Genomic DNA, 25642 nt, shown 5'->3' with positions numbered 1-25642 from the left:
ATATCGTTACGATTGAAGACGTTTCTCCAGTCTTGACCATACAGGCAGGTAACATAATGGCAGTGCGATTAGCGAGCAGATCACATTGAAAATAGTCTGGGCATGGGCGATTTGTGAGGCGGGTCCTCCGCCAATCCATGCAGCAGTTGCTTGTAGGGGACCGATAAGAGGTAGGAACAGTAGTGCACCGCCTACATTGAGCGCAACATGCGACCAAGCGACGAAGACGCCAGAAGACGAGCCGCCGATGGAAGCGATGACTGCCGTGACGCAGGTGCCGACGTTGGCACCGAGCACGATAGCTATACCGAGCTCTGGCGGCATGGCACCCGAGGCAGCAATGCTCATAGCCATGGCAATGACCGCAGCGCTGCTATGTAGCAGGGCTGTTAGGCAGGCGCCAGCGGCGAGCCCCCATAGGACACTTGTAGTGGCATGATTCAGGAACCAGAGGAATAGGCCGCTCTCCTGAAGTGTCCCGCCGATAGATTGCATGACTGCGATTCCCCATAAGACTAGGGCGAATCCTGCTACAGCCAGACTGATGAATTGCAGCGGCTCTGATATTTTCCGGCACAGTGCTGCCGCCCGTGACGTATGCGGTAACTCGCCTGCTATAACCGCTGCTGCCCACAGACTCAGCGAGGCAGCCAGCAGTGGGGAGGCCATGGAATTGATCTGAAGTCCGATCAGTTCTGTGGTCAATGTGGTACCGATGTTGCTACCTAAGATAATGCCTAGTGTACGAGCATAGGTGAGCAGGCCGGCATTCACCATACCGATCGTCAACACAGTTACTGCCGTGCTGCTCTGAAGCAGGGCTGACAGTAGGCTACTGGCAATCATTCCTTTGATTGGCGTAGAGGTAGCCTTATTCAGGCTCCTAGTCATCAGAGGGCCCGCGAGCTTGGACAAAGCTGTTTCCATTAGCTTCATGCCAGCCAGAAAGATAATAAGACCATATATGATAGGGAACAGCAAATCACGGAACATAGGGCATACTCCTTTGGACGAGGGTTGTACACCAATATATGAAAGTATCGTGTAGGACATGTATAAAATCATTTTTAGAAGAACAGGGAGTTGAAGTCATTGGCATCGGTTATTTTAGAACGCAATCGCAAAAAAAGACTGGAACAGGGCCATCCATGGGTCTACGCAGGTGAAGTTGCATCAGTAGAAGGTAACCCAGAAGCAGGGGGATTAGTTGATGTCCTTAATCATCAAGGTCGGTTTCTGGCCGTGGGATATTACAATCCAGCATCACAAATCCGGGTAAGAATTGTATCGCAGGGACCACTGGCGATCATGGATACAGCTTTTTTCGCAGAACGGTTTGCGAATTGTCTGCAACATAGAGATCGATTCCTTCCTGGTGCCGATGCTTATCGTTTGGTTTATGGTGAAGCTGACTTTTTGCCAGGCCTTATTGTGGATCGGTTCGGAGATATTCTGGTTGTGCAGCTACTTACACTCGGAATGGACAAGCGGCGTGCGGAGATCGTTGAAGCGCTTGTACAGGTTATGGCACCGCGTGGAATTTATGAGCGCAGTGATGTTAGCGTGCGCGAGCTTGAGGGTCTAGAACAGACGACTGGCGTGTTGTACGGGGAATGCCCACGGCATGTTACTGTAAGTGAGAATGGCCTGAAGCTGGTGGTAGATATCGAAGAGGGCCAGAAGACAGGATACTTCTTTGACCAACGTGAGAATAGAGCTTCTATTGCTCCACTCATGAAGGGCTGGGGTGGACGAAGCGGCATTACGCTACAAGAAATCGAAGCAGAAGATGGTTCGTTACAGACTTTGCCGGTAAATAAGAGTGGTAAACACGTAACTTTCCCTTATTGGGATGGTGCAACAGTGCTGGAATGCTTCTCGCACACAGGCAGCTTCACTCTGCATGCTTGCAAGTATGGCGCGAAAAAAGTAACCTGCCTTGACGTTTCCGCTCATGCTATAGAGAGTGCAAAAGTTAATGTGGAGCTAAACGGCTTTAGTGATCGCGTTGAATTCGTAGTGGATGATGCTTTTGCTTATCTGCGCAATCAGGTCAAAGGGGTAGAGGAACGTTCCGAGCGGGCGACGGTTGCTGGTGGCATAGATTCGGCAGCGGCGGCTACAAATCCTAAATCCGGAAGCAAAGCTGCCAAAACCGACACCTCCAAGCCGATGACAGCAGGTGGAGGTAGAACTTGGGATGTCGTTATCCTAGACCCTCCAGCGTTTGCAAAAACCAAAAGTGCAGTAGCAGGAGCTTGCCGTGGTTATAAAGACATCAATCTACACGGCATGAAGCTGGTGAACGAAGGCGGATATTTAGTTACCGCAAGTTGTTCGTACCACATGCAGCCTGACCTGTTCCTCGAAACTATTGCCGATGCAGCTAAAGATGCAGGCAAGGTGTTGAGACTTATCGAATGGCGGGCCGCAGGCAAAGATCATCCGCAGATTCTCGGCGTTAACGAAGGACACTACCTGAAGTTCGCGATTTTTGAAGTGCGGAGTAAGAAGTAAGATTGAAAGTTCAACAGTTATAACGAGCAAATGAACATATGAATCATGAGATCCGTAAGAAGGAGCCTGTGCTAGGGGCGCTTTTTTACGGATTTTTTGCATGTTCTTTACTAAGGTAAATTAGCTATCGGACTCAAGAGATGCTTTCGTTGTTTCTTCATTGTAAATCATTAGAAAATAATAGCAAACGCATGTTCTGATTTGAGCGGTTATGATATACTGAGGGGACGAGGAATAACTAAACTTTTTCGTTTGAAGTTAATCAATGGGTGGATGTTTCACCTTGTATCATATACATTTTCACCGCTACGGAAGGAGTCTATCATTTATGTCAGTAACCTTTTTACTAGGCCGCTCGGGCAGTGGCAAGACAACAAAAATATGGGAGTCTATCTCTTCTTCATTAGAGAAGGAACCTCTTGGCACGCCGATCATTATTCTTGTACCGGAGCAAGGTTCTTTTGGCGCGGAACGGGGGCTTCTGACCGTAGGGAATGTGAAGGGAAGTATACGAGCTCAGACCCTGAGCTTTTCGCGACTTGCCTATCGAGTGAAGCAGGAAACTGGGGGCAGCGCTAGTCTGCCTATCAGTGAAGAAGGTAAGAAGATGTTAATTTACAAAATCATCAGTCGTCGTAAAGAGGAACTGAAATTGTTCGGTGCCTCTGCAGACAGACCGGGTTTTGTGGATCGGCTGAATCAACTGCACACGGAGATGAAGCGCTGCTGCTTGGAATCCGCTGATTTAGAGGAGCAGTTGTCTGCGATGCGGGGGGCGATTGCGAGAAGTCCTATTCTTGAGTGCAAGCTGGATGATTTGCAGCTTGTATTCAGTGATTTGGAGCAGGAAATGTCACGCCTGTATATCGATGAAGAGGATCGTTTAGCGGAACTGGCTGAGCATATCCCTGAATCCTCCTACATTCGTGGAGCAGAGATATGGGTGGATGGTTTCCATGGATTCACTCCGCAGGAGTTCATAGTTATTCGAGAATTGATGCAACAAGCTTCGAAGCTGACCGTTTCACTTACGCTTGATCGACCCTACCCTTATGGAGATCAGTTGAATGAGCTGGAATTGTTTCACCCAACAGCGGTCACTTACATTAAGCTGCGAGGAATAGCTGAAGAACTGGGCATTGACGTGTGGGATGAGGTTCTGGAGCCTGCTGTTCTTCCGCGTTTTGAAGAAAGTCCTGTTCTTGCTCACCTCGAACGGGGATATGACCGCCGAATTCGCTGGAAAGGTGTAGACGAACAAGTAAAAGAGTCTATATCTATAGGCGCCGCAGTTTCGCACAGAGCAGAAGTGGAGGGAGCGCTGCGCGAAATGACCCGATTGGCACGAGAAGAAGGAGCGAAATATGGCGAAATGGCCGTATTTATGCGCAATATCGGGGATTATGAGCAGCTTGTAAAACCTTTGTTCCAAGATTATGGAGTGCCGTTTTTTCTGGACCAGAAGGTAAATGAGCTGCATCATCCTCTTGTGGAGTTTATTCGCTCTGCACTGGACGTGGTGCGTCGACGCTGGCGCTATGAGGATGTGTTTCGCTGCGTAAAAACGGAGCTTTTACTACCACTGGACCGCAGTATTACTCGCGAGGATATGGATGTCTTGGAGAATTATGTGCTCGCTTGTGGTATTCAAGGATATCGCTGGACGGATGGCCGCTCATGGAAAGGGATTCCTAGCCTTTCGATGGAAGGCGGCAGAACCATGGACGATGAATTGCTTGCTACAATGGAGCTATGCCGGGCGAATATAACGGGTCCGCTTTTTGCATTTGAAAAACGTATCCAGAAGAGTCGCAGTGGTCTGGAACTCTGTACCGCAGTGTATAAGCTGCTTGAAGAGACGGATGTTGCTCGAAAGCTGGAGAATCTCAGCGTTAAGGCTATGGAGAAGGGACAACCTGAGAAGGCCAGGGAACATAGCCAATTGTGGGGCGCGGTACTTGATCTATTGGATCAGATCGTTGAAATGATGGGTAACGAAAGACTTGAATTTGATGTGTTCACCGGAGTTCTAGAGACAGGACTTGCTGAGCTTAAGATGGGACTAGTTCCTCCCGCGTTAGATCAAGTGCTAGTCGGTAACATGGATCGGACTCGTCCAACGGGAGTTAAATACGCTTTTTTACTTGGATTCAATGAGGGTGTTGTTCCCGCGCAGTTTAAGGAAGATGGAATTCTCTCGGAAGGCGAACGCTCCGTGCTTGAGAACGCTGGTATGGAGCTTGCTCCTGGTGCTTCTCGTAAACTGCTGGACGAACGATTTCTGATCTATAATGCGCTAACGACTGGAAGCAGAAAGCTCTGGATTAGCTACGCTACAGCGGATGATGAGGGTAAGGCTCTCCTCCCCTCTGAGGTTATCCGTCATTTGCATAAAATGTTTCCGAAGGTTCATGAGCAAATCTTGTCAGCACTTCCTCCTGCGGGACTACCAGAAGAAGTAAGAGATTCCATTCACTTAGGTTTCATTGGTCATCCAGAACAGAGTCTTCGTGCTTTGATTATGCAGCTACGGCAGTGGCGTCAAGGGACAGAAATACCGGAGCTATGGTGGGATGTGTATAACTGGTTCGCTGCTGATGATATTCGTAGTCTCGAACTGAAACGTCTGCTCAGTTCGTTGTTCTATCGTAACGTGGGAACGAAGCTAAAACGTGGAACAAGCCTCAGATTGTACGGTGGATCGACACTACGCGGTAGTGTGTCCCGGATGGAGAAGTTTGTTGCTTGCTCCTTCTCCCATTTCGCTTCCTACGGACTAAGACTGAAAGAGCGCCAGCTGTATAAGCTGCAAGCACCTGATATTGGACAATTGTTCCATGCCGCATTAAGTGACATGGCTTTAAGATTGAAACAAGAGGGTCGAGGTTGGGGGAGTTTATCACCGGAGGAATGTCGGCGCGAGGCTAGTGAGACGGTAGAACGTCTATCACCGATGCTGCAGGGCGAAATTCTGATGAGCTCCAAACGTTACGGGTACATTTCCCGCAAGCTGAAGAACATCGTCGGACGCGCTTCTGTTATTTTAGGTGAGCATGCCCGCCGCGGCAGCTTTGAGCCAGTAGGGTTAGAACTGGATTTTGGACCAGATAAGGATTTGCCTCCTTTAAGAATCACGCTGCCAAATGGTTGTGTGATGGAGGTCGTTGGCCGGATTGACCGTGTAGACATGGCCCAAGGAGAGAACGGCATTCTTCTGCGAGTGATTGATTATAAATCGAGCCAAAAGGACCTCAAACTGCATGAGGTGTACTATGGATTATCGCTACAAATGCTGACCTATTTGGATGTGTTGCTTACGTACTCCGAGCAATGGCTCGGGCAGCCAGCACTTCCGGCAGGGACGCTTTATTTCCACGTGCATGATCCGTTGTTAACCTCATCCAATGGGATGAACAAGGAGCAGGCAGAGCAAGAATTGCTGAAACGCTTCAAAATGAAGGGATTGCTTACGGCAGATCGTGAGGTTGTCTCCCTGATGGATACCACTTTAGACAAAGGGTATTCTTCTATCGTGCCTGTAGCAGTAAAAGCTGATGGCAGCTTTTATAGTAGTGCTTCTGTAGCTACACCAGAGCAGTGGGGCCATCTACTGTCTTCCGTTCGGGGGACGATCTCGGATATCGGGACACGCATTACAGAAGGTGATGTGGCGATTGAGCCGTACCGGATTGGGCAAGAGACAGCATGCACGTTCTGTTCCTTTAGACCCGTCTGCCAGTTCGATGAAGCTGTGGAAGGCAACGGCTACAACAATCTGGGTAAGCCAGGGAAGGACGTCATTTGGGACCTGCTATCCCGTAAAGGAGGAACTACACCGTGAGTATAAAGGCTGAAATAGAAGCGAAACCGGAAGGAAGCATATGGAGTGATGATCAGTGGCGCGCCATTGCTGAGAGCGGTGATGACATCCTCGTAGCCGCGGCAGCAGGTTCCGGTAAGACGGCAGTGCTGGTAGAACGGATTATTCGAAAGATTAGTAAGGAAGAGAATGGCTTTAGCGTAGACAGATTACTGGTAGCTACGTTCACCAAAGCTGCTGCTGCGGAGATGCGCCAGCGGATCAGGGAAGCACTCGATCGGGAGCTGGAGGAGAATGGGGAGAATGATCATTTGCGCCGTCAGCTGTCGCTGCTTGGCAAAGCTTCGATTACAACACTACACTCCTTCTGTCTGGAAGTGATCCGGCGTTATTATCAGATTATCCCTATTGATCCCGGTTTCCGCATATTAAATGAGCATGAAGCAGAGATGATGCGGCAGGAGCTGCTAGAAGAACTGCTGGAGGAAAAATACGGTGAAGTGGGTGAAGATGACGCGGATAGCGTATTTGTACAGCTTGCTGATTGGTTCAGTGGTGAACGCAGTGATGATGCGGTACATGCGCTCATACAGCGACTGCATGATTATGCACGTAGCCATCCTTGGCCAGAGCAGTGGCTTCGTGATACCGCAGCTGATTTCTCATTACCAGACACTGACAGCTTGGGCCGAACACCATGGGTGCTAAGTATTCTTGAAGAAGCGAAGCTGACACTTGCGGGTGCAGCTAGCCAGCTTATTCAAGGTAGGGAGATAGCGCTACAGCCGGGTGGTCCGGCACCTTATGCCGAGAATTTGACGGCTGATCTTGAGATGGTAAATGCATTGCAGGATGCCGTAAACGAACCGCCTTGGGCAGAACTATATGATATTTTCATGGAAGTATACTTTGGAAAACTAAAGGCTTGTAAGAAGGATTCGACAGATCCTGGATTGCAGGAGATGGTTAAAGATCTGCGCGACAGTGTAAAGAAGAGTATTTTGGATCTTCAGAAGGCATTGTTTGGCCGTCCAGCTGAGGTCTTTTTGAAAGAGCTGAACGAAGCTGCACCACTGATGGTAGAGCTTGCTGAGACAGTAATAGCGTTCGGTGAACGTTATCGAATCGAAAAAGCAGGCCGGGGTTTAGTCGACTTCAGTGATTTGGAGCATTATTGTCTGAAGATTTTACGTCATCCGGATTCTGCACCGGGTCATTCCCTACCTTCTGATGCAGCCATGGAATACCGTGCTCAATTTGATGAGGTTCTGCTAGATGAGTATCAGGATACGAATAGTGTGCAGGAAGAGATTGTGCGGCTAATATCCCGTGAAACACCGGGCAACCGATTTATGGTCGGGGATATGAAGCAGAGTATTTATCGGTTCCGTTTGGCGGAGCCGGGGCTATTCCTAGATAAATATCGTAGCTTTGGCTCGAAGAATGTAGATGGTAGTGAGGCTTCTGAACAAGGCGATTTGGCTGATCCATCTGAGATTCCTAATGAGATCTCTGGTGGTTCGGTCATCGATTTGGCCCGTAATTTCCGCAGCCGCATGGAAGTTGTGAATGCAGTGAATATGATCTTCCGGCAGATCATGAATGAGACGGTAGCGGAGATTAATTATGACGAACGTGCTGAGCTTGTTTATGGTGCGAATTTCCCGGGTGCAGCAGAGAAGGGGCCAGATACTTTTTTTGCACCAGAGCTATTATTGATCGATCGTGGTACGGTAGCAGGCAAGTCAGAAGAAACTTCCGAAGACGGTGATACGCCCCTTCAGGAAATTGAAGCTATCGAGAGTGAGACAGCGCAGCTAGAAGCACGGGCCATTGCCCGGCGCATTTCGCAAATGACCGGCATGAATGGCGGATCGCCGCTGCTTATTTATGATAAAGGGCTCAAGATTATGCGTCCGGTTATTTACGGTGATATCGTGATTCTGCTTCGCTCGGCCAGAATATGGACACCATTAATCATCGAAGAGCTTCGGATGGAGGGAATCCCTGCTTACGGAGATCTGAATAAAGGATATTTTGAAGCTACAGAAGTAGAAATTGCACTCTCACTCTTAAAAATAGTCGATAATCCTCAGCAGGATATTCCGCTGGCTGGGGTACTTCGTTCACCTGTGGTCGGATTAACTGCAGAAGAATTGGCTACGGTTCGGATGTGCAGCCATGGTTCTTTCTATAGTGCCGTACAGATGGCAGCAGACATGCAAGATGTAAAAGAGGCTGAGGAAGAGTATGACCTCTTCTCCGAGCATGTGATTGAATCAGCAAGCACTGCTGAAAAGAATGATTCTTCTGATAAAGACACACCACAAATCAGCCCAGGGCTGAAGCATAAGCTTAAGCTTTTCCTAGAACAGCTGGAGAGCTGGAGAAATGCGGCTAGACAAGGTAGTCTCAGTGACCTTATCTGGCGTATTTATGGAGAAAGTGGTTATTTGGAATGGGTTGGAGGACTGCCTGGAGGCTCGCAGCGCCAGAACAATCTTAAAGCCTTGTACGACAGGGCTGTTCAGTTTGAGAATGATACTTCGGCACGCGGATTATTCCGTTTTCTAGTGTTCGTTTCAAGGCTTCGTGAGAATGGTGGGGATCTTGGCGTAGCTGGTGGTGGCGGTGAAGAAGGTAATGGGGTCAGAATCATGACCATCCATAAATCCAAAGGCTTGGAGTTCCCTGTTGTTTTTGTAGCTGGGATGGCAAAGCAGTTCAATAGACAAGATTTACATTCTCCTTTCCTTATGCATAAAGAGCTGGGCTTTGGGCCACGTTTTGTGGAACGGGAGACACGGGTTAGCTACCCAACTCTTCCTTATCTGGCTATTAATCGTCGTACACGACTTGAATTATTGGCTGAGGAAATGCGTGTATTATATGTAGCTTTAACTCGTCCGAGAGATAAGATGATTCTAGTAGGTACCGTAAGAGATTTGCCACGCAAAATCGCTAGCTGGAGCAGTGTGCAGAATCGGGACGAGCTGCTGCTTGCTGACCATCTGCTAGCCCGAGGACGTAGCTATCTGGACTGGGTTGGACCAGCATTGATCCGGCATCCCGCTGCGGCTATTCTTCGTAAGCTGGGAGGATCAGAAGGTACCGTCTCGACAGTTCTGCACAGCGATGTCTCGAACTGGAGCATTAGTGTGCAGAATGCCTCAGAACTTAATTCCGGGGCGTTCCTTCCATCGGATAACATAGAAGACAAGGCAGAAGAGCGGCAGGCTGTACTCGAAGCGCTGCAAAAAGGTGAAGCCGTAACTGTCTATGGAACAGAGACTAGCGAAGAAATCTCTAGAATACTGGAATGGAATTATCGGTATGCAGCTGCCTCTGGTATTCCGGCTAAAACATCGGTTACGGAGTTAAAAGCTTTGCTGTCGTTGCAGGAGCAGCCTTCTTTTGATCTGCTAGAGGAAGCCAATCCTATCACCTCAACAGAAAACAATAAACGTCCAAATGTGGCGGGAGCGGAAAGTCTTCATTTGCGGCGTCCGAAATTTATGGAGAAACGGAGTCTAACCCCAGCGGAGCGCGGGACAGCTTACCATACGGTCATGCAGCATATTCCGCTTGAGGGTTCAGTTGATCCTAAGGTTGTGGAAGAAACATTAGCTCGCTTGCAGAGAGTGGCTATTCTAACTGCTGAGCAGGTGGAGGCGGTGGTTCCCGATCAGATAGAGGCTTTTTATACGAATGAACTTGGACGTAGATTAATAAATTCTACTTGGAAGCTTAGAGAAATGCCGTTCAGTTATATGGTTCCCGCTGGTGAGGCTTATCGGGGGCTTGAGTATATGAATGAAGCCGTCTCGGAGCTAGCCCCTGAGAATAATAATGAAGGATTTAGTGAGGCTGTGCTGATCCAAGGGGTAATTGACTGTCTTTTTCGTGAAGAGGGTCGAATTATTCTGCTAGATTATAAGACGGACTCAGTATTAGAACATCAGGGCGGGTTAGAAGCACTTAAGGAAAAATATCGTTTTCAGCTAGAGCTATACAGCAAGGCATTACATGATATTTTGGGAGAACCGATCAGCGAGATTTGGCTGTACTTTTTTGACGGCGGACATGCTGTGAAATTATAAATTTATTCATTGCCGCATAGGAGCGGGGAAAGAGGACTAAGATGCGGATATTGCATACGGGGGATTGGCACTTGGGCCGTACGCTGGAAGGAAGAAGCCGGCAGAAGGAGCAAGAGCAGTTCATAGATGAATTGGTGGAGATCGCCGATTTTCATAAAGTGGATTTGATTATGATGGGGGGAGATGTGTACGATTCCGTTAATCCACCAGCGGCTTCGGAACAACTATTCTATGAGGCAGCTGCCAGGCTGACTTCAGGTGGTAGACCGCTTGTTGTGATCGCTGGAAATCATGACCAACCGGAGCGTGTATCTTCAGTTTCCCCGCTAGTATTAAGACAGGGGATTACATTGGTAGGACTTCCTACCTCAGAGCCAGTGACTGTTCATGCTGCTCGCACGGGTGAAATTGCTAAAATTGCAGCCCTCCCCTATCCCTCGGAGGCACGTCTCGGTGAACTACTTGCTGGGGATAGTGGGGAAGAGGAACTTCGATTGGCTTACAGTGCGCGCGTAGGCAAACTCATGCAGCTATTGGGTCGGGAATTCACACCGCAGACCGTTAATTTGGCGATGAGCCATATTTATGTGCTTGGTGGTGTAGAAAGTGATTCGGAACGCCCGATTCAAGTGGGAGGGGCTTATACTGTAGATCCTTCTGCTCTATCTTGTGGAGCGCAATATACTGCACTGGGTCATCTTCATCGTGCTCAGCGTGTTAAAGGAGAAGGAATGATTCGTTACAGCGGATCACCGCTGGCATACAGTTTTTCTGAAGCAGGACAAGCCAAGTCAGTGACACTGATTGATCTTGCTCCGGGTGGGGAGCCGACATTCGAAGAAATCTATCTTCGCTGTGGGCGTCCACTTGTTAGATGGAGCTCCACTGGCGGATTGCAGGAGGTATATAACTGGCTGGATGAAGGAAGAGACGCATCTGCTTTTATAGATTTGGAGATTCGCCTCAGTGAAGCCATGTCGATGAATGATATACAGCGCCTGCGCAAATCACGGGAAGGGATCATTCATATTCGTCCGATCTACCCGCAAATGGAGATGGAGCTTGAACAGATCTCTCGCTCGCGTATGCCTGTGCAAGAATTGTTCCGTAAATTCTATCAGCGTCAGACGGGTGGAGCAGAGCCAGAAGATAGCTTAATAGAGCTGTTCTTACAGCTTACGGAAGAAGAACGGCGTCAGCCAGAGGAAGGAGAGGAGAACTAAGGTGAAGCCTATTCTATTAAAAGTAGCAGGATTACAGAGTTATAGAGAAATGCAGGAAATAGATTTTGAAAGTTTGTGTGAGACCGGTCTGTTCGGGATCTTTGGACCTACGGGCAGTGGCAAATCTAGTTTGCTGGATGCTATTACTTTGGCGATGTATGGGAAAGTAGAGCGTGCCATTAACGGAACACAAGGGATTATGAATCATTCGGAGGATTCACTTAGCGTGGCGTTTACCTTTGAGCTCACTTCTTCCGCTGGGGCACGTCGTTATCGTGTGGAACGTAAGTTCAAACGGACAGGTGAGCAAACCGTCAGTAACACGATTAGTCGTTTCATCGAAATCACACCTGACGGTGACAACGTTATGGCAGACAAGCTTGCGGATGTTACGCGCTGCGTGGAGGAGCATATTGGTCTCAAAATGGATGACTTCACGCGAGCAGTTGTATTGCCGCAGGGGAAATTTGCCGAATTCTTATCGCTTCGTGGCGTAGATCGCCGGCAAATGCTGCAGCGTCTGTTCCATTTGGAACAGTATGGCGATCAACTTGCGATTAAACTTAGCCGCCGGGTCAAGGAGAATGAGGCTGCACTCCGTGCGCTGGAAGCGGAGCAGCAGGGTCTTGGCAGCGCAGGCAAAGGGGATGTAGAGGCAGCGGCGGAGCGCCTCGAACAGGCAGTTGCCTATGCTGCGGAGTGCCGCCGAAAGCTGGAGGCGGCGCTGCAGGTCTCGGAGCGTTTCGCGCGTATTCGCGAGTTCCAAGAGGAACGGACCCGCCGCGAGCTGCAGCGGCAGGGGCTGCTCTCCAAGGAGGAGGAGATTCTCCTCCTTGAACAGAAGCTCGGCCAAGCTGACGAGGCCGAGGCTAGGCTTCCCGCGCTGAAAGCATGGCGCAGCGCGGAAGAAGCCTTTAAGAGCCGATTGGCCCGCGCGGAGGGCCAAGAGGTGCTGGCCGCCGCCGCCGAGCAGGAGGCGGCGCGTGCCGCTGCGGCCGCGGCTGCTGCGCAGGCCGCGCTTGCGGCGGAAGAGCCGGCCCTCCGGGAGGGGGCCGGCACCTACCGCCGCGCGCTCGAGCTCGAGTCCGAGCTCGGCGCGCTACGGCGCGAACTCGCGGCTTTGCGCGAGCGCCGCGAAGAGGCCTCCCGCAAGCTAGCGGAGCTGCGGGAGGGCATGGCTCGGGAGCGTGAGCTTTTGGCCAAGGGCCAAAAGCGCCAGCAAGAGCTGCAGCAGAGCCTGCAGCCGCTCGGTGTCCGCTCCCAGGAGCGGCAGTCTCTGCAAGAAGCGATGCAGAGACTGCAAGGGCTGCACTCCGCCGAATCCCAGTGGGATAAGGCGGAGAAAGAGCGCCGCGAGCGTGCCGCTGCGCTCGCGGCAGCACAAATGCGCCTCGCGGAGGCCGAGGGCCGTCGCGAGGCGCAGGAAGCTTCTCGCGGGCAACTGATCCGCGAGGCGGCGTTGCATCAAGAGAAGCTGCTGGCAGCAGAAGAAGATGCACGTACCGCAGCGGAGAGACTTGAGCAACATATCAGTTCTTTGGAAGCGTCTTTGAAGGATCAAGAGCTTCATCGGCTATCACTTGCGCTTGCTAAGGAACTGGAAGAAGGACAACCCTGCCCTGTATGCGGCAGCGAGCATCATCCAGCACCTGCTTTATTGCATGAAAGCTTGGAACAACAGGAACTGGAGATAAAGCTTCAGCAAGTCCGGGCATTGTCCAGACGGGCCTTGGAAGCTCGTCATTTGTTTCGTGGTCTACGTGAACAGGAACAGGTATGGCTGGAGCAGGTATTTGGAGATGAAGCTATCGAAGCAGTGAATCACCCTGCAGCAGCAAGTACAGAAGTAAATAGCACTATCTCCCCTTCTAGCGATTTGATCATTCCGGATGAAGAAGCCTTGTCAGAACTTGAGGCTGCCCTTTTGGCATTAAAAGGCCAGTCAGGAGAACTGCGTCGTACGGCGGTACAGTGGCAGCAATCCATGCAGGAAGTTCAGCAGCTATGCCTCAAAGAAGCAGCTGGTGTTGAAGGTGAACGGAGCTGGGTAGAAGGAATTACTGCCAAAGCTGAGGAACTCAACAGCCAGCTAATAGCTCTGCGGCAAAACTGGGCACAGCAGTTCCCTGATCTGGCACCAGGAGAGGTAGAAAAAGCTTACCGCGAAATGCTAGACAAGGATGCTCAAGCCGAGGAAATTAGATCGCGTCTAGAAATCAGTGTCAAGTTTCTGGATGAGAAGAGTGCTTCTGTGCAGAACCTTCAGGAGACAATCACGGCTCTAGATAAAGAGCTCGCTCAGTGGAACACACAGATGGAAGGCAAAGAGGAATTGCAGCGTGAAAAAGATCAGCGTCTACTTGAGTGGACTAATGGTCGTGCTGCTGCCACTCTTCTAGCGGAGTGTGAAGGGCGTTTGCAGGAATTGTTAACTGCTGTGGAGACAAGCAAGCAATTACATCTTAAGGTGGCGGAAAAGGCTCAATATGAGATTAAAGAGGCAGCGATTGCTCGCCAATCCGCAGAATCTGCGCGTGAACATTACGTAACCGCAGCTAGCCAGTGGGAGCAAAGCCTAGAATCTTCACCGTTTCGTTCGGCTTCAGCGGTTGAGGGGGCGGCCCTCACACCCGAAGAACGGGAAATGGCTTCTTCCCGGGTACGCGCTCATCGTGCCGAAGAAGCTGAGGTCTCATTGCAGCTGCGTAACATTGAAGAGAAGCTTGACGGAGCCAGCTTAAGTGAAGAGGAATGGCAAGTAAGCCAGGGGACCTTAAGAGAAAGCAAGGCTGAGGACGAAATGGCCCTTCAGGCAAGAGCACGTGCAGAGCGTGATCTAGAGGATCTGCGGCATCGGCATATTCGCTGGATGGAGCTCGAAGCCCAGCGGCTTGAACATGCTTCTCTACAAGATCAACTATCCAAGCTGCAGACGGTCTTACGTGGGAATGCCTTTGTTGAGTACATTGCTGAGGAACAATTGATGCAGGTGTGTCAGTCCGCTTCCCAGAGGCTTCGTTTCCTGAGCAAGCAGCGTTATGCGCTGGAGGTTGATTCGGGTGGCGGATTTGTGATCCGTGATGATGGGAACGGCGGGGTGAGAAGACCTGTTTCAACACTGTCTGGTGGAGAGACCTTCCTCACATCCCTTTCACTGGCGCTTGCTCTTTCAGCTCAGATCCAACTTCGGGGACAATATCCGTTGCAATTTTTCTTCCTGGATGAAGGCTTTGGGACGCTCGACCCTGATCTGCTGGATACAGTAATCACTTCACTCGAAAGATTGCATAATGACCAGCTGTCTGTCGGCATTATCAGCCACGTCCCAGAGCTACGTGCTCGGTTGCCGCGCAAGCTGGTAGTTGTTCCTGCTGAACAAGGTGGAGGGGGATCTCGCATCATTTTGGAAAAAATGTGAAGAGGTTCGAAGTGTGTGATTGATATCACAGATACAGCATCAACACGCTGTTATAATACAGCTAAGCCGACATTACTTTTGAAACACCTCGGCGGACGTATGACCGGGAATGTACTCCTTTTCATACGTCCGCCGCCGAATCAGCTTTATGAGCTGTGAAGGGTGTTTCTTTTTTTTTTGCCTTTTAATCAGTCCCGACGGGTCTTCATTATAACGTAGCAATTTTCTTATAACGGGCTCATTCTGTAACAGATACAGTTTTAGGGTGAAATGTTGAGTTTCTAAGCGTCTTTCGTAATTGGTGATTATCCTGTATGATTATCCTATGATGAAGCGAAATTTCACCAATTTTTAGGAGGCAAGCACTCTATGGAGACCGTGTTTAGCAAAATTATTGAGGGTACTATTCCTTCCAAAAAAGTATTTGAGAACGAGCGTATTCTTGCATTCTACGACATCGAGCCGGCTGCACCGGTACATGTGTTAATCATTCCAAAGAAGTTCATTGCTTCCATGAATGATGTCACACCTGAGGACCTTCCGCTAATTGCTGAAATTCACAGTGTAGCGCAACAGATCGCTATCGACCTTGGGATTGCTGAGTCTGGTTATCGTTTGATCAATAATTGTGGTCCTGATAGTGGACAAGCTGTGCCTCATCTTCATTATCACTTGCTTGGTGGGGCCAAGCTGGGAGCCCTTACAGGAAACTCAGCTTCTCACGCATAGTACAATCATTAAATGTTGAAGAACTTGCCAGAAAAAAAGAATAACACGAAGGTTGACACCTTATTTCCGTTTGACCTATAATGGAATTTGATAAACCGTGTTATGCTCTTGGACGGTATGGTCGGAGGGAGGGGAAACTGTGTCTGAAACGAAAGTTCGCAAAAACGAGACAATTGATGCTGCACTTCGTCGCTTTAAACGTTCCATCGCAAAAGATGGTGTCTTGGCTGAGGTGAAGAAACGCAAACATTACGAAAAGCCAAGCGTTAAGAAAAAGCTGAAGTCTGAGGCTGCTCGTAAGAGAAAGTTTTAGGAGGATTACCCACGCATGAATCTTAGCGAGAGATTGAACGAAGATATGAAGCAAGCGATGAAGAGTAAGGACAAGTTCACGCTCTCCACGATTCGAATGGTTCGTTCTACAATAAAGTATCTTGAAATAGATTTGAAGAGAACATTGGACGACAACGAAGTGCTTGATATCCTTAGTCGTGAAATCAAACAGCGCAAAGATGCCCTCCAAGAATTTGAATCAGCGGGTCGCGACGAGCTTGCCGCGAGTACGAAGGCAGAAATCGAGATTATTATTAAGTATCTTCCCGAGCAACTTTCCGAAGAAGAAATTAAAGTAATTGTACAGCAGACCATCCAGGAAACCGGTGCTTCTTCGAAAAGTGAAATGGGTAAGGTCATGAGCGCACTGATGCCTAAGGTCAAAGGTCGCGCCGATGGTAAACTCGTGAACCAAGCGGTTCTGCAATTTCTGCAATAATATAGCGCTAGCACCCCTTGCAAAAGGGGTGCTTTTCTATGTTTTGAAACGTAATTCCAATTGCAGCGTAATAACGTTTATGTGTCCCCGGGTCAAGTTGAAGAAGGGAGGTAAAAACATTGAAAAAATTACGGAAAATAATGTTGGCCAGCATTCCCGTTGTTTTACTGCTCCTGCTCTTAACGCCGTTTATACCAAATGTAAGCGCTGATGTAACAGCACCAAAAGCACCGGGAGTTGCGAGTGGTGATTTGAAGAAAGGCCCTGTGTTTATTATTCCGGTAGATCAGAAAATTGAAAGAGGTTTGCAAAGCTTCTTGGAAAGAGGGTTTGCAGAAGCTGCTAATTATGGAGCGGTTCTAATTGTGCTAGAGGTGGATACACCAGGAGGACTGGTGAATTCAGCAGAACAGATTGGGACTATGGTAAGAGATAGTGACATACCTACAGCTGCATATATTAAAGGTGATGCCGCCTCCGCAGGCAGTTACATAGCACTTAACGCAGGTGCAATCATCATGAAGCCGGGCAGCATGATCGGTTCTGCATCCCTCGTGGATGGGAGCGGTCGAAAAGTAGATGACGCTAAGATGGTGTCCTACTGGAAATCAAAAATGATTGGAGCCGCTGCTCTGAATGAGCGTGATCCAGATATTGCTGCGGGAATGGTCGATAGTAATTTGGTTGTGGATAAGCCAGATCTAGGTGTATCTAAAGCGCAGGGCGAAATTATTGCCTTGTCTAGTGACGAAGCGTTAAAAGCTGGTTACGCTGATCAAATTACAGCTACTACTGAGGAAGCGATTACTTGGCTAGGGTATACTACAGATGACATATTTCGTGTGGAGCATACGGGCGCCGAGAAAATGTCGCAATTTCTGACGAGTCCGATTATTATGACGATTCTGTTGTTCGTTGGGATCACAGGCGTCGTGATTGAGTTGCTCGTTCCGGGTTTTGGTGCACCTGGGATCATTGGGACACTAGCCTTTGTTTTATATTTTTTCGGAAACTCTGTAGCAGGGTTTGCCGGATCAGAGACTTGGCTTTTGTTCATAATTGGACTTGTCATGCTTGTGCTGGAGCTGTTCGTGCCGAGCTTTGGTATATTGGGCTTACTCGGTTCAGTGAGTCTTGTAGCAGGTGTCGTACGAGCCGCATACAGCTTTACACATGCGTTGTTTAGTTTAGGTATCGCATTCGCTGCTGCGACTGTAGTCATTGTAATTGTGGCTGTCGCATTTAAAGAACGTGGAGTTTGGAATAGGTTTATCTTGAAGGATACTCTCACCAAAGATCAGGGATTTATACCGGTTGAAGAGAAGATAAGCTTAGTCGGAGCTAAAGGAAACAGTATTACTCCGCTTCGTCCATCCGGAACGGCTATGATTGGCGGCGAGCGCGTAGATGTCGTTACAGAAGGCAGCTTTATTAGCGTTAATGTACCGGTCTCTGTTATAAAAGTTGAGGGCGGACGGATTGTAGTGAAGGAAATCAAGGAATAGGTAAATGGTATGATTAATAGTAGCTCCACAATAATTTAACGGAGGTTATAAAGTTATGGAAGCATCTTTAATTACTTTTTTGTTGATTGCGGTAGTCGTGATCATCTTGTTGAGTGTCTTTTTAAGCTTCTTCCCGGTCATGCTCTGGATCTCTGCATGGGCATCGGGCGTTAGAATCAGTATCATTACGCTGGTGGCCATGAGATTGCGTCGTGTTACACCGAGTCGAATTGTTAATCCTATGATTAAAGCGACAAAGGCTGGTCTTGGACTTAACATTAATCAACTGGAGAGCCATTATCTCGCAGGGGGTAACGTTGACCGGGTGGTTAATGCTCTAATAGCAGCTCAGCGTGCAGATATTCCTTTGGAATTCACTCGTGCAGCAGCAATTGACCTTGCAGGTCGTGACGTGCTTCTGGCTGTTCAGATGAGTGTAAATCCACGTGTGATCGAAACACCTATTGTAGCGGCTGTAGCTAAGAATGGTATTGAGGTTAAAGTAAAAGCACGGGTTACTGTTCGTGCTAATATTGATCGCCTCGTTGGTGGTGCAGGTGAAGAAACGATTATTGCTCGTGTCGGCGAAGGGATTGTAACTACGGTAGGTTCGAGTGATTCGCATAAGGATGTTTTGGAGAATCCGGATTCGATCTCACGTACGGTTTTGGCTAAAGGTCTGGATTCTGGTACTGCTTTTGAGATTCTCTCTATTGATATTGCGGATATTGATGTCGGCAAGAATATTGGTGCTTATCTGCAAACAGAACAAGCTGAGGCAGACAAACGAATTGCCCAGGCTAAGGCTGAAGAACGTAGAGCGATGGCTGTAGCGCACGAACAGGAAATGAAGGCGCGCGTTGTCGAAATGAAGGCACTTGTTGTCGAAGCGGAATCTCAGGTTCCATTGGCAATGGCTGAAGCACTACGGGCCGGTCAAATTGGTGTTATGGATTATATGAATATCAAAAACATTGAAGCAGATACCCAAATGCGGGGATCTCTCGGCAAAATGAACGATCAAGACGACAATACCCGTCCTAACAATAATAAATAAGGGGATGTGAATCTCCATGAGCTGGATCTATATTATTGCAGTTATTATTTTCGCGATTGTATCCAATGTAAATAAGGCTGCGAAGAACAAACCCAAAGGCACTCCACGCGGAGGGATGCCGACTTTTGGTGGAGGAGAAGGTAATCCTCTCCGTCGTAACAAGGATGCAGATGGGAACGGAGAACAGTCTGGTAGTGGTTTTCCCACCCCTGTTACTACATCCTCTCGTGAGTATGACGCATCACCGGCCTTTCCAGAGCCTGCATATATTCCCACTCCGGATTATGTAACTGGAGAAGGTATGTCTTTGGAGCAAGCTGATGAAAGAGACGGCGTTGAATTGCGCACGAAAAAAATGCAGGAGGAACTGGAGCGTCTTCAATCCGTTTTTGACGGAATCGCTGGTGCGGATTCCAAAAAAACGAATAAGACTAAGCGTTCCTCTGCGGGATCGACTGTTCAGTCTAATGGAACTGGTAGTCGTGAAGAGCTGCGTAACGGTGTAGTATGGGCAGAAATTCTCGGTCCTCCCCGCTCCCGAAACCCACATTCCTCGCGCAGATAGTGCGTGCTATTTTAGAACTCAAGATTAAGCCTTTGCTTTCTTATCTTTACGATAGGAAGCCAAGGCATTTTTGGCATTTTTTCATACCTGAAAGGTTCTCCTTTGTTACTTCTTCTCATAAACAAAAGCGTTGCCGCATAAGGTGTACAGAAGGCAGGAAGGGGGAACGTCTACTTATGACCCGTATTGGCCGCAGGCTGCGGGGATGGACAAACGGGGTGCTGGATCTACCACAGGATTTACTACAGGAAATGCCCCGGATCACCCTGATCGGCAATAAGGAACTGTATATCGAGAACCATCGCGGCGTGCTGCATTTCTCCTCAGGCCAGCTTAAGCTCGCGTTAGCTAAAGGATCGCTTGAAATCACTGGCGAAGATCTTGTCATCCGCAATATTCTTGGCCAGGAACTGGCGGTAGAAGGCATTATCGGGGAGATCAGATATAAAGAAAGCGAGGGGAAATCATGAAGGAACCACCTCTGTCAACACTGCGGGGTTCCGTTACGCTGCATGTGACGGGACCTCAGGTGGAGAGATTCATTAATTTCATTTCAGAAGCAGGTATAGTGATTTGGGATGTGAGGCCCGCTGAGGGCGGCGCTTCCCTTAAGCTGCTTCTAGATGATTTTTATGTCCTCCGTCCGATTTTAAAGAAGACAGGCTGTCGTATGCACGTTACAGGTAGAAGTGGACTGCCATTTCTAATGGCGCGGCTGTGGAAACGTAAATTTTTTGGCATAGGAATACTGCTGTTTGGGATTACGCTCTTTATGTTATCTACGATGGTATGGAGCATCAGAGTCGAGGGAAATGAAAAGATTGCCTCCGAGGATATATTGGCTGCTGCTCGCCAGGAGGGGGTGTACCCTTTTCAATGGATATGGCGTCTAGATGAGCCGGACAAGCTCTCCAAGGGGCTCCTAGCCCAATTACCGGGTGCTTCATGGATAGGGCTGCAGCGGACGGGGACGAGCATTAAAATCCAAGTTGTGGAGTCTAAACAGCCAGATATCAAACCTTTACTTAGCCAGCGGCATTTGATTAGCAGAACAGATGCGGTGGTAACTGAAATATATGCGGAGCAGGGCAGACCGGTTGTAGCGCGTAACTCGCGGGTTAAAAAAGGAGATATCCTGATTTCGGGTGCTCTGGGTGACGATGATAATGTTCAGTATGTGGTAGCCAAAGGTGAGGTTAAGGGTCTAGTGTGGCATGAATACAATATTGAAGTGCCTCTAAAAACAACGAACAGCTCTTATACAGGGGAGCGAAAGGATCGGACCTATCTCGTTCTTGGTAAATGGGCCATTCAGCTGTGGGGTTATGGCGAATCTCCATTCGAGAATTCTCGGACGCTCACTGAGCATGATCCGCTGTCCTGGCGGTCCATTAAGTTGCCGCTGGGCCTAATGACTGAGAAAGAATTGGAGATTAGTGAAACGAGCGACACTTTGACTCCTGAAGCTGGATTTGAAAAGGGAATAGAGCGAGCGAAGAATGATATTTTGGCGCGTTATGGCGTTGATAGCGTCGTCAAAAGTCAAAAAGTTTTGCATGAGAAGAAAGAGAATGGTAAAGTTTATATGAAAGTGATCTTTGAAGTAGAAGAGAAAATTTCCGTAGAACTGCCAATAGTAAACAATTGAGGAGAATGAGGCTACTTGTCAGAACAGACTGCAAGCATTCGTATAATTTTGCAAAATGCGGGAGAAGCGCAATCGCTGTTCGGCCCGCAGGATGGATTCCTAAAAATCATCGAGAGTGAAATTCCCGCTATTATTGATTCCCGCGAAGCAGAGTTAACGATACGTGGTGCGGAGCGGGAAGTAGACATGCTGGGACAATTGTTTAATGTGCTGCTGTCCCTCATTCGGAGTGGTTACATACTTACTGAACGTGACGTGCAGTACGCTGTGGAGCTGGCGAAAGACTTTCGAGTCGATCAATTGCTCGATTTGTTCAAGGGAGAAATTACAACTACTTTTCGTGGAAAGCCTATTCGTGTCAAAACGATTGGCCAGAAGCATTATGTGACAACGATCAAGAAGCGTGATATTGTATTCGGAATCGGTCCTGCTGGAACGGGTAAGACCTACTTGGCAGTAGTGCTTGCAGTTACGGCACTAAAAGAAGGTTCTGTTAAGCGTATCGTTCTTACGCGCCCCGCAGTAGAAGCAGGAGAGAGTCTAGGGTTCCTTCCAGGGGATTTGCAAGAAAAGGTAGATCCGTACCTCCGTCCGTTATATGATGCCTTATACGACGTTATGGGGCCCGATCAGGTTGCTAAGGCACTTGAACGGGGATTAATTGAAATTGCTCCGCTCGCTTATATGCGGGGACGTACGCTGGATGATTCATTTATCATCCTTGATGAAGCACAGAATACTACACCTGAGCAAATGAAAATGTTCCTGACTCGACTCGGCTTCGGGTCCAAAATGGTGATTACGGGTGACGTTACCCAGATTGACCTGCCTCGCGGCAAGAAATCCGGTTTGATTGAGGCCAAAGCGATTTTATCCGGCATAGAAGAACTTGGCTTTGTCTATTTTGCGGAGCAGGATGTAGTACGGCATTCCCTGGTGCAGAAAATTATCGTTGCCTATGACCGCTCTGCCGAAAACCTCCAATAAAGGGGATTGTCTTCATGGCTTCAAAGCAACCATCTAAATTAAGTGAATTTGTATATACGAACAACGGATGGAAGTATAGCGCGGTGACACGCTATGCTCTTTTCCTGTTACTCGGACTTGTGTTCTACTTTAGCTTGTCGCCAGATTTGCTGCCTAAACGGTATGATATTAAAGAGAATACGCTCAGCGCGAAGGAGATTACTGCGCCTAAGCAAATTTTGGACAAGAAGGCAACGCTGAAGGCAGCGGAAGAAGCTGCTGAGAGAGTGGATCTAAAATACAAGATCATCCCGATGAGGGCTGATAATCTTGTGACTTCGCTGCTGGACCGGATTGATCGCCTCAATCAGGATGACCTGATTTCGCAAAGCGATAAGACTGGTATTTATCGTGATGAGATCCCTCAGAGAGCAAATGATTTTATTTTGAATTTCATAGCCTCAAATCGGGGCGGTGGCAGTTATTCCGATCATCTGTTGGATGAAATGCAATCTGTCATAAAAGAGCAGACCTATGTCATTCCGGATGAGACTTACATTAAAATTCCGCGACTGACCTCTCAGGACATTATCGAAATGAAGCCTGTTGCTCGTGATATTGTGACTAGGCTGATGAACGATCAGATCACGGACGCTCAGACTGCGCGCGCCAAAGTGGCGGAGCAGGTCAGTATCAGTTCTCTGAGTCAGCGCACGGCGCGTGAGGTTGTGCAGGAATTAGTGAGGTTGGTTATTACAAGTAACAAGTTCTATGACGAAGATGCAACGAAGGAAGCGAAGGTGCAGGCTCGTGAGAACACGCCTGATGTGTTCATTGAGCAAGGGGAAGTCCTCGTCGCTAAAGGGCAAAAAATCACTCCTGAGCTGTACGCCCTTTTGGATGAGAATGGCCTGCTCAGCAACGAGGTCAACTATTGGCCTCAGGTTGGTTTGCTGCTACTTGCTACCATGCTCTCCGCGGGTCTGATGGTGTTTATTCGTTACTCGGGAGGAACCTCGGGCTTTAAGTATAATAACTCCCAGTTATTGATGCTGGTGCTTGTATTTGTTATTACGATCATCACCATGCGGTTGACCGCAATTTTGCAGACCGATGTCCATTCCTATCTCGGGTATCTGGCTCCAGTAGCCATTGGTGCTATGCTGATTACCATGCTTCTGGATATGACATTAGCGTATTTCTGTTCTATTCTGATCAGTATACTCGCCAGTATCATTTTGAATGTTCAGCAGAATTCGGTGTTTGATTTCACCTTTGGTTTCTTTTCAATTGTTGTTTGTTATGTGGCTATTTTTGCCACTCATCGTGCTGGCCAGCGCTCCACATTATTAAAAGGTGGGATTATGGTATCCCTTTTTGGTTGTGTGACCGTCTTTATGCTGACCCTCTTAGCTGGTGGTGAATGGAAAGATGTAAGCACGCTGTATGCCGTTGGTTTTGCTTTTGCGAGTGGACTTTTGACTGCAGTGCTTGTGATTGGTCTGATGCCTTTCTTTGAAGCTACCTTTGGCATTCTATCTGCCCTGAAGCTGGTAGAGTTGTCTAATCCGAACCATCCATTATTGCGCAAGCTTCTTACGGAAACACCAGGAACCTATCACCATAGCGTAATGGTAGGTAACCTGTCAGAGGCTGCCGCAGAAGCGATTGGAGCAGACGGCCTATTGTGCCGGGTAGGATCGTATTATCATGATATTGGCAAAACAAAACGTCCGTTTTATTTTATTGAGAATCAGAATAATATGGAAAACCCACATGACTCTATTGAACCGAAGCTTAGTAAATCTATCATTGTGGCCCACGCCCGCGATGGGGTGGAGATGCAACGAGAATATAAGCTGCCTAAACCGATTCGTGATATCGCCGAGCAGCATCATGGAACTACGTTCCTGCATTATTTTTACCATAAGGCACTGAAGCTGGCGGAAGAAAAAGGTGTCGAGCCTGATTTTACAGAGGAAGATTTCCGTTACCCTGGCCCGAAAGCTCAGTCGAAGGAATCGGCCGTTGTCGGAATCGCCGACAGTGTTGAAGCTGCGGTGCGATCCTTGCGCAAACCAACTGTTCTGCAGGTTGAGACGATGATTGAGAAAATTATTAAAAGTCGACTGGATGATCATCAGTTTGACGAATGTGATTTAACGATTAAAGAATTGGACATTATTGCACGGACGCTGAAAGAAACGGTCATGGGAATTTTCCATTCACGGATCGAATACCCAGAAGATGTGCGTAAGCCGAAAAAAGAGGAAGGGGTAGCTAACCCATGAGTTTAGAGATCGTTTGGGATAACGAGCAAGAAGAATACGAGATAAAGGACGATCTCATAGCACTGCTGGAGAGCATTTTGCAAAAAGCAGGTGAAGCGGAAGGGATCGATCAGGGAGAGGTTGCGCTTACTTTTGTCGATAATGCTCGTATTCATGAGTTGAACTTGGAATACCGTGGAATTGACCGTCCGACGGACGTACTTTCTTTTGCGATGAATGAAAGCGGAGAGGACGAGCTGGACATTATATACGAAGTACAAGAAGGCGAAGCGCTTGAAGATGTTCCGGATGTACTGGGAGATATAATCATTTCCGTAACTCGTGCTCAGGAGCAAGCGCAAGAATATGGTCATTCGCTAGAGCGTGAGCTTGGTTTCCTCTTTGTGCACGGATTTCTGCACTTGTTAGGTTACGATCATCAGGATGAAGCCTCAGAGGCAGAGATGATGTCCAAGCAAGAGAAGGTACTAGCTCAGGTTGGGTTGACTCGCTAATGGTGAAGAACACGGCGGTAGGACACAAGAAGTTCTGGCACTCTTTTCGGTTTGCATCGCAAGGCATCGTGTCGGCATTCAAATCCGAGCTTAACATGAAGGTGCATTGCTGTTTGGCTGTGGTTGTACTTGTTGCCGCTGCTGTGTTCAGACTTCCACTGGCTAGTTGGATGTTGTTGCTCTTCTCAATTACGCTTGTTCTAACCGCCGAGCTGCTCAATACGGCAATTGAAGCGACGGTAGATTTGATCTCGCCGGAGATTCATCCACTGGCTAAGAGAGCAAAAGATACCGCCGCGGGAGCTGTGCTTCTAACGGCGGTGTTTGCTGTCTTAGTAGGGGTCTATGTTTTTTACCACCCTGTGATGGACTGGATTAGCGGACTTATGTCATAATCAGGGTACAATTCATTTCAGGGGAGAGGCGGACCCGCGTTTTGCGATTCCGCCTCTTTGATTACTGGATGTTTAGGAAGCAAGTTTTGTACGAAGTAATTCCATGATGACGCTAACAAAACTAAGTGGATGCTTCCGAAGT

Annotated in this window: 18 protein-coding genes; 17 read left to right on the top strand and 1 reads right to left on the bottom strand. The window is 48.4% G+C overall.

Annotated elements, in window-relative coordinates; genetic code table 11:
- Nucleotides 1-6: 6 nt before the first annotated feature.
- A complete protein-coding gene (locus tag MHH52_RS22520) occupies nt 7-993 on the bottom strand; it encodes a Na/Pi symporter (protein ID WP_340004521.1) in 987 nt (328 codons plus the stop codon).
- A gap of 99 nt (nt 994-1092) precedes the next feature.
- Between MHH52_RS22520 and MHH52_RS22515 the strand changes: the two genes are divergently transcribed.
- The 17 genes from MHH52_RS22515 (at nt 1093) to MHH52_RS22435 (ending at nt 25500) form a co-directional block, all read left to right on the top strand.
- Complete coding sequence (locus MHH52_RS22515; RefSeq protein ID WP_340004520.1) at nt 1093-2517, top strand: class I SAM-dependent rRNA methyltransferase; 1425 nt, start codon at nt 1093-1095, stop codon at nt 2515-2517.
- A gap of 328 nt (nt 2518-2845) precedes the next feature.
- Entirely contained in the window at nt 2846-6358 is a 3513-nt protein-coding gene (addB, locus tag MHH52_RS22510; protein WP_340004519.1) for a helicase-exonuclease AddAB subunit AddB, read from the top strand.
- Complete coding sequence (addA, locus tag MHH52_RS22505) at nt 6355-10437, top strand: helicase-exonuclease AddAB subunit AddA (RefSeq protein WP_340004518.1); 4083 nt, start codon at nt 6355-6357, stop codon at nt 10435-10437. The genes addB and addA overlap by 4 nt, the downstream gene beginning before the upstream one ends.
- A 41-nt stretch (nt 10438-10478) precedes the next feature.
- A complete protein-coding gene (locus MHH52_RS22500; protein WP_340004517.1) occupies nt 10479-11660 on the top strand; it encodes an exonuclease SbcCD subunit D in 1182 nt (393 codons plus the stop codon).
- 1 nt (nt 11661) lies between these two features.
- On the top strand, nt 11662-15078 hold the full coding sequence (locus MHH52_RS22495; protein WP_340004516.1) for an SMC family ATPase: 3417 nt from the start codon (nt 11662-11664) through the stop codon (nt 15076-15078).
- Nucleotides 15079-15447: 369 nt separating this feature from the next.
- Nucleotides 15448-15807 (top strand): histidine triad nucleotide-binding protein, encoded by a 360-nt coding sequence (locus MHH52_RS22490; protein ID WP_042130338.1) that lies wholly within the window; start codon nt 15448-15450, stop codon nt 15805-15807.
- A gap of 139 nt (nt 15808-15946) precedes the next feature.
- On the top strand, nt 15947-16120 hold the full coding sequence (gene rpsU, locus MHH52_RS22485) for a 30S ribosomal protein S21 (protein WP_036657994.1): 174 nt from the start codon (nt 15947-15949) through the stop codon (nt 16118-16120).
- Nucleotides 16121-16135: 15 nt separating this feature from the next.
- Nucleotides 16136-16579 (top strand): GatB/YqeY domain-containing protein, encoded by a 444-nt coding sequence (locus MHH52_RS22480; protein WP_036683862.1) that lies wholly within the window; start codon nt 16136-16138, stop codon nt 16577-16579.
- A gap of 119 nt (nt 16580-16698) precedes the next feature.
- Nucleotides 16699-18084 (top strand): NfeD family protein, encoded by a 1386-nt coding sequence (locus MHH52_RS22475; RefSeq protein WP_340004515.1) that lies wholly within the window; start codon nt 16699-16701, stop codon nt 18082-18084.
- Between the two features lie 55 nt (nt 18085-18139).
- Nucleotides 18140-19141, top strand: coding sequence for a flotillin-like protein FloA (gene floA, locus MHH52_RS22470; RefSeq protein WP_340004514.1), 1002 nt, complete (start codon nt 18140-18142; stop codon nt 19139-19141).
- Between the two features lie 16 nt (nt 19142-19157).
- Nucleotides 19158-19706 carry a hypothetical protein gene (locus MHH52_RS22465; protein WP_340004513.1) on the top strand — a complete coding sequence of 183 codons (549 nt, stop codon included), beginning with the start codon at nt 19158-19160 and terminating at the stop codon, nt 19704-19706.
- A gap of 176 nt (nt 19707-19882) precedes the next feature.
- Nucleotides 19883-20176 (top strand): sporulation protein YqfC, encoded by a 294-nt coding sequence (gene yqfC, locus MHH52_RS22460; RefSeq protein ID WP_060621997.1) that lies wholly within the window; start codon nt 19883-19885, stop codon nt 20174-20176.
- Nucleotides 20173-21354, top strand: a complete 1182-nt coding sequence (gene yqfD / locus MHH52_RS22455) for a sporulation protein YqfD (protein WP_313639525.1) — start codon at nt 20173-20175, stop codon at nt 21352-21354. Before yqfC ends, yqfD begins: the two co-directional genes overlap by 4 nt.
- A gap of 15 nt (nt 21355-21369) precedes the next feature.
- Nucleotides 21370-22341 carry a PhoH family protein gene (locus MHH52_RS22450; RefSeq protein WP_340004512.1) on the top strand — a complete coding sequence of 324 codons (972 nt, stop codon included), beginning with the start codon at nt 21370-21372 and terminating at the stop codon, nt 22339-22341.
- Nucleotides 22342-22355: 14 nt separating this feature from the next.
- Complete coding sequence (locus tag MHH52_RS22445) at nt 22356-24611, top strand: HDIG domain-containing metalloprotein (protein WP_340004511.1); 2256 nt, start codon at nt 22356-22358, stop codon at nt 24609-24611.
- Nucleotides 24608-25105 carry an rRNA maturation RNase YbeY gene (gene ybeY / locus MHH52_RS22440; protein WP_313639528.1) on the top strand — a complete coding sequence of 166 codons (498 nt, stop codon included), beginning with the start codon at nt 24608-24610 and terminating at the stop codon, nt 25103-25105. Before MHH52_RS22445 ends, ybeY begins: the two co-directional genes overlap by 4 nt.
- A complete protein-coding gene (locus tag MHH52_RS22435; RefSeq protein WP_042130323.1) occupies nt 25105-25500 on the top strand; it encodes a diacylglycerol kinase family protein in 396 nt (131 codons plus the stop codon). The genes ybeY and MHH52_RS22435 overlap by 1 nt, the downstream gene beginning before the upstream one ends.
- Nucleotides 25501-25642 lie beyond the last annotated feature (142 nt).

Source organism: Paenibacillus sp. FSL K6-0276, assembly GCF_037977235.1.
In the GTDB taxonomy this organism is placed as follows: Bacteria; Bacillota; Bacilli; order Paenibacillales; family Paenibacillaceae; genus Paenibacillus_AQ.
Note: the sequence above shows the minus strand (reverse complement) of the source record. Positions and strands in the feature narration are given on the sequence as shown.

Excerpts from the sequence above, each read along its gene's own strand:
- MHH52_RS22520 (WP_340004521.1), bottom strand. The coding sequence starts at position 993 with ATGTTCCGTGATTTGCTGTTCCCTATCATATATGGTCTTATTATCTTT.
- addB (WP_340004519.1), top strand. The coding sequence starts at position 2,846 with ATGTCAGTAACCTTTTTACTAGGCCGCTCGGGCAGTGGCAAGACAACA.
- MHH52_RS22500 (WP_340004517.1), top strand. The coding sequence starts at position 10,479 with ATGCGGATATTGCATACGGGGGATTGGCACTTGGGCCGTACGCTGGAA.
- MHH52_RS22490 (WP_042130338.1), top strand. The coding sequence starts at position 15,448 with ATGGAGACCGTGTTTAGCAAAATTATTGAGGGTACTATTCCTTCCAAA.
- MHH52_RS22480 (WP_036683862.1), top strand. The coding sequence starts at position 16,136 with ATGAATCTTAGCGAGAGATTGAACGAAGATATGAAGCAAGCGATGAAG.
- floA (WP_340004514.1), top strand. The coding sequence starts at position 18,140 with ATGGAAGCATCTTTAATTACTTTTTTGTTGATTGCGGTAGTCGTGATC.
- MHH52_RS22465 (WP_340004513.1), top strand. The coding sequence starts at position 19,158 with ATGAGCTGGATCTATATTATTGCAGTTATTATTTTCGCGATTGTATCC.
- yqfC (WP_060621997.1), top strand. The coding sequence starts at position 19,883 with ATGACCCGTATTGGCCGCAGGCTGCGGGGATGGACAAACGGGGTGCTG.
- yqfD (WP_313639525.1), top strand. The coding sequence starts at position 20,173 with ATGAAGGAACCACCTCTGTCAACACTGCGGGGTTCCGTTACGCTGCAT.
- MHH52_RS22445 (WP_340004511.1), top strand. The coding sequence starts at position 22,356 with ATGGCTTCAAAGCAACCATCTAAATTAAGTGAATTTGTATATACGAAC.
- ybeY (WP_313639528.1), top strand. The coding sequence starts at position 24,608 with ATGAGTTTAGAGATCGTTTGGGATAACGAGCAAGAAGAATACGAGATA.
- MHH52_RS22435 (WP_042130323.1), top strand. The coding sequence starts at position 25,105 with ATGGTGAAGAACACGGCGGTAGGACACAAGAAGTTCTGGCACTCTTTT.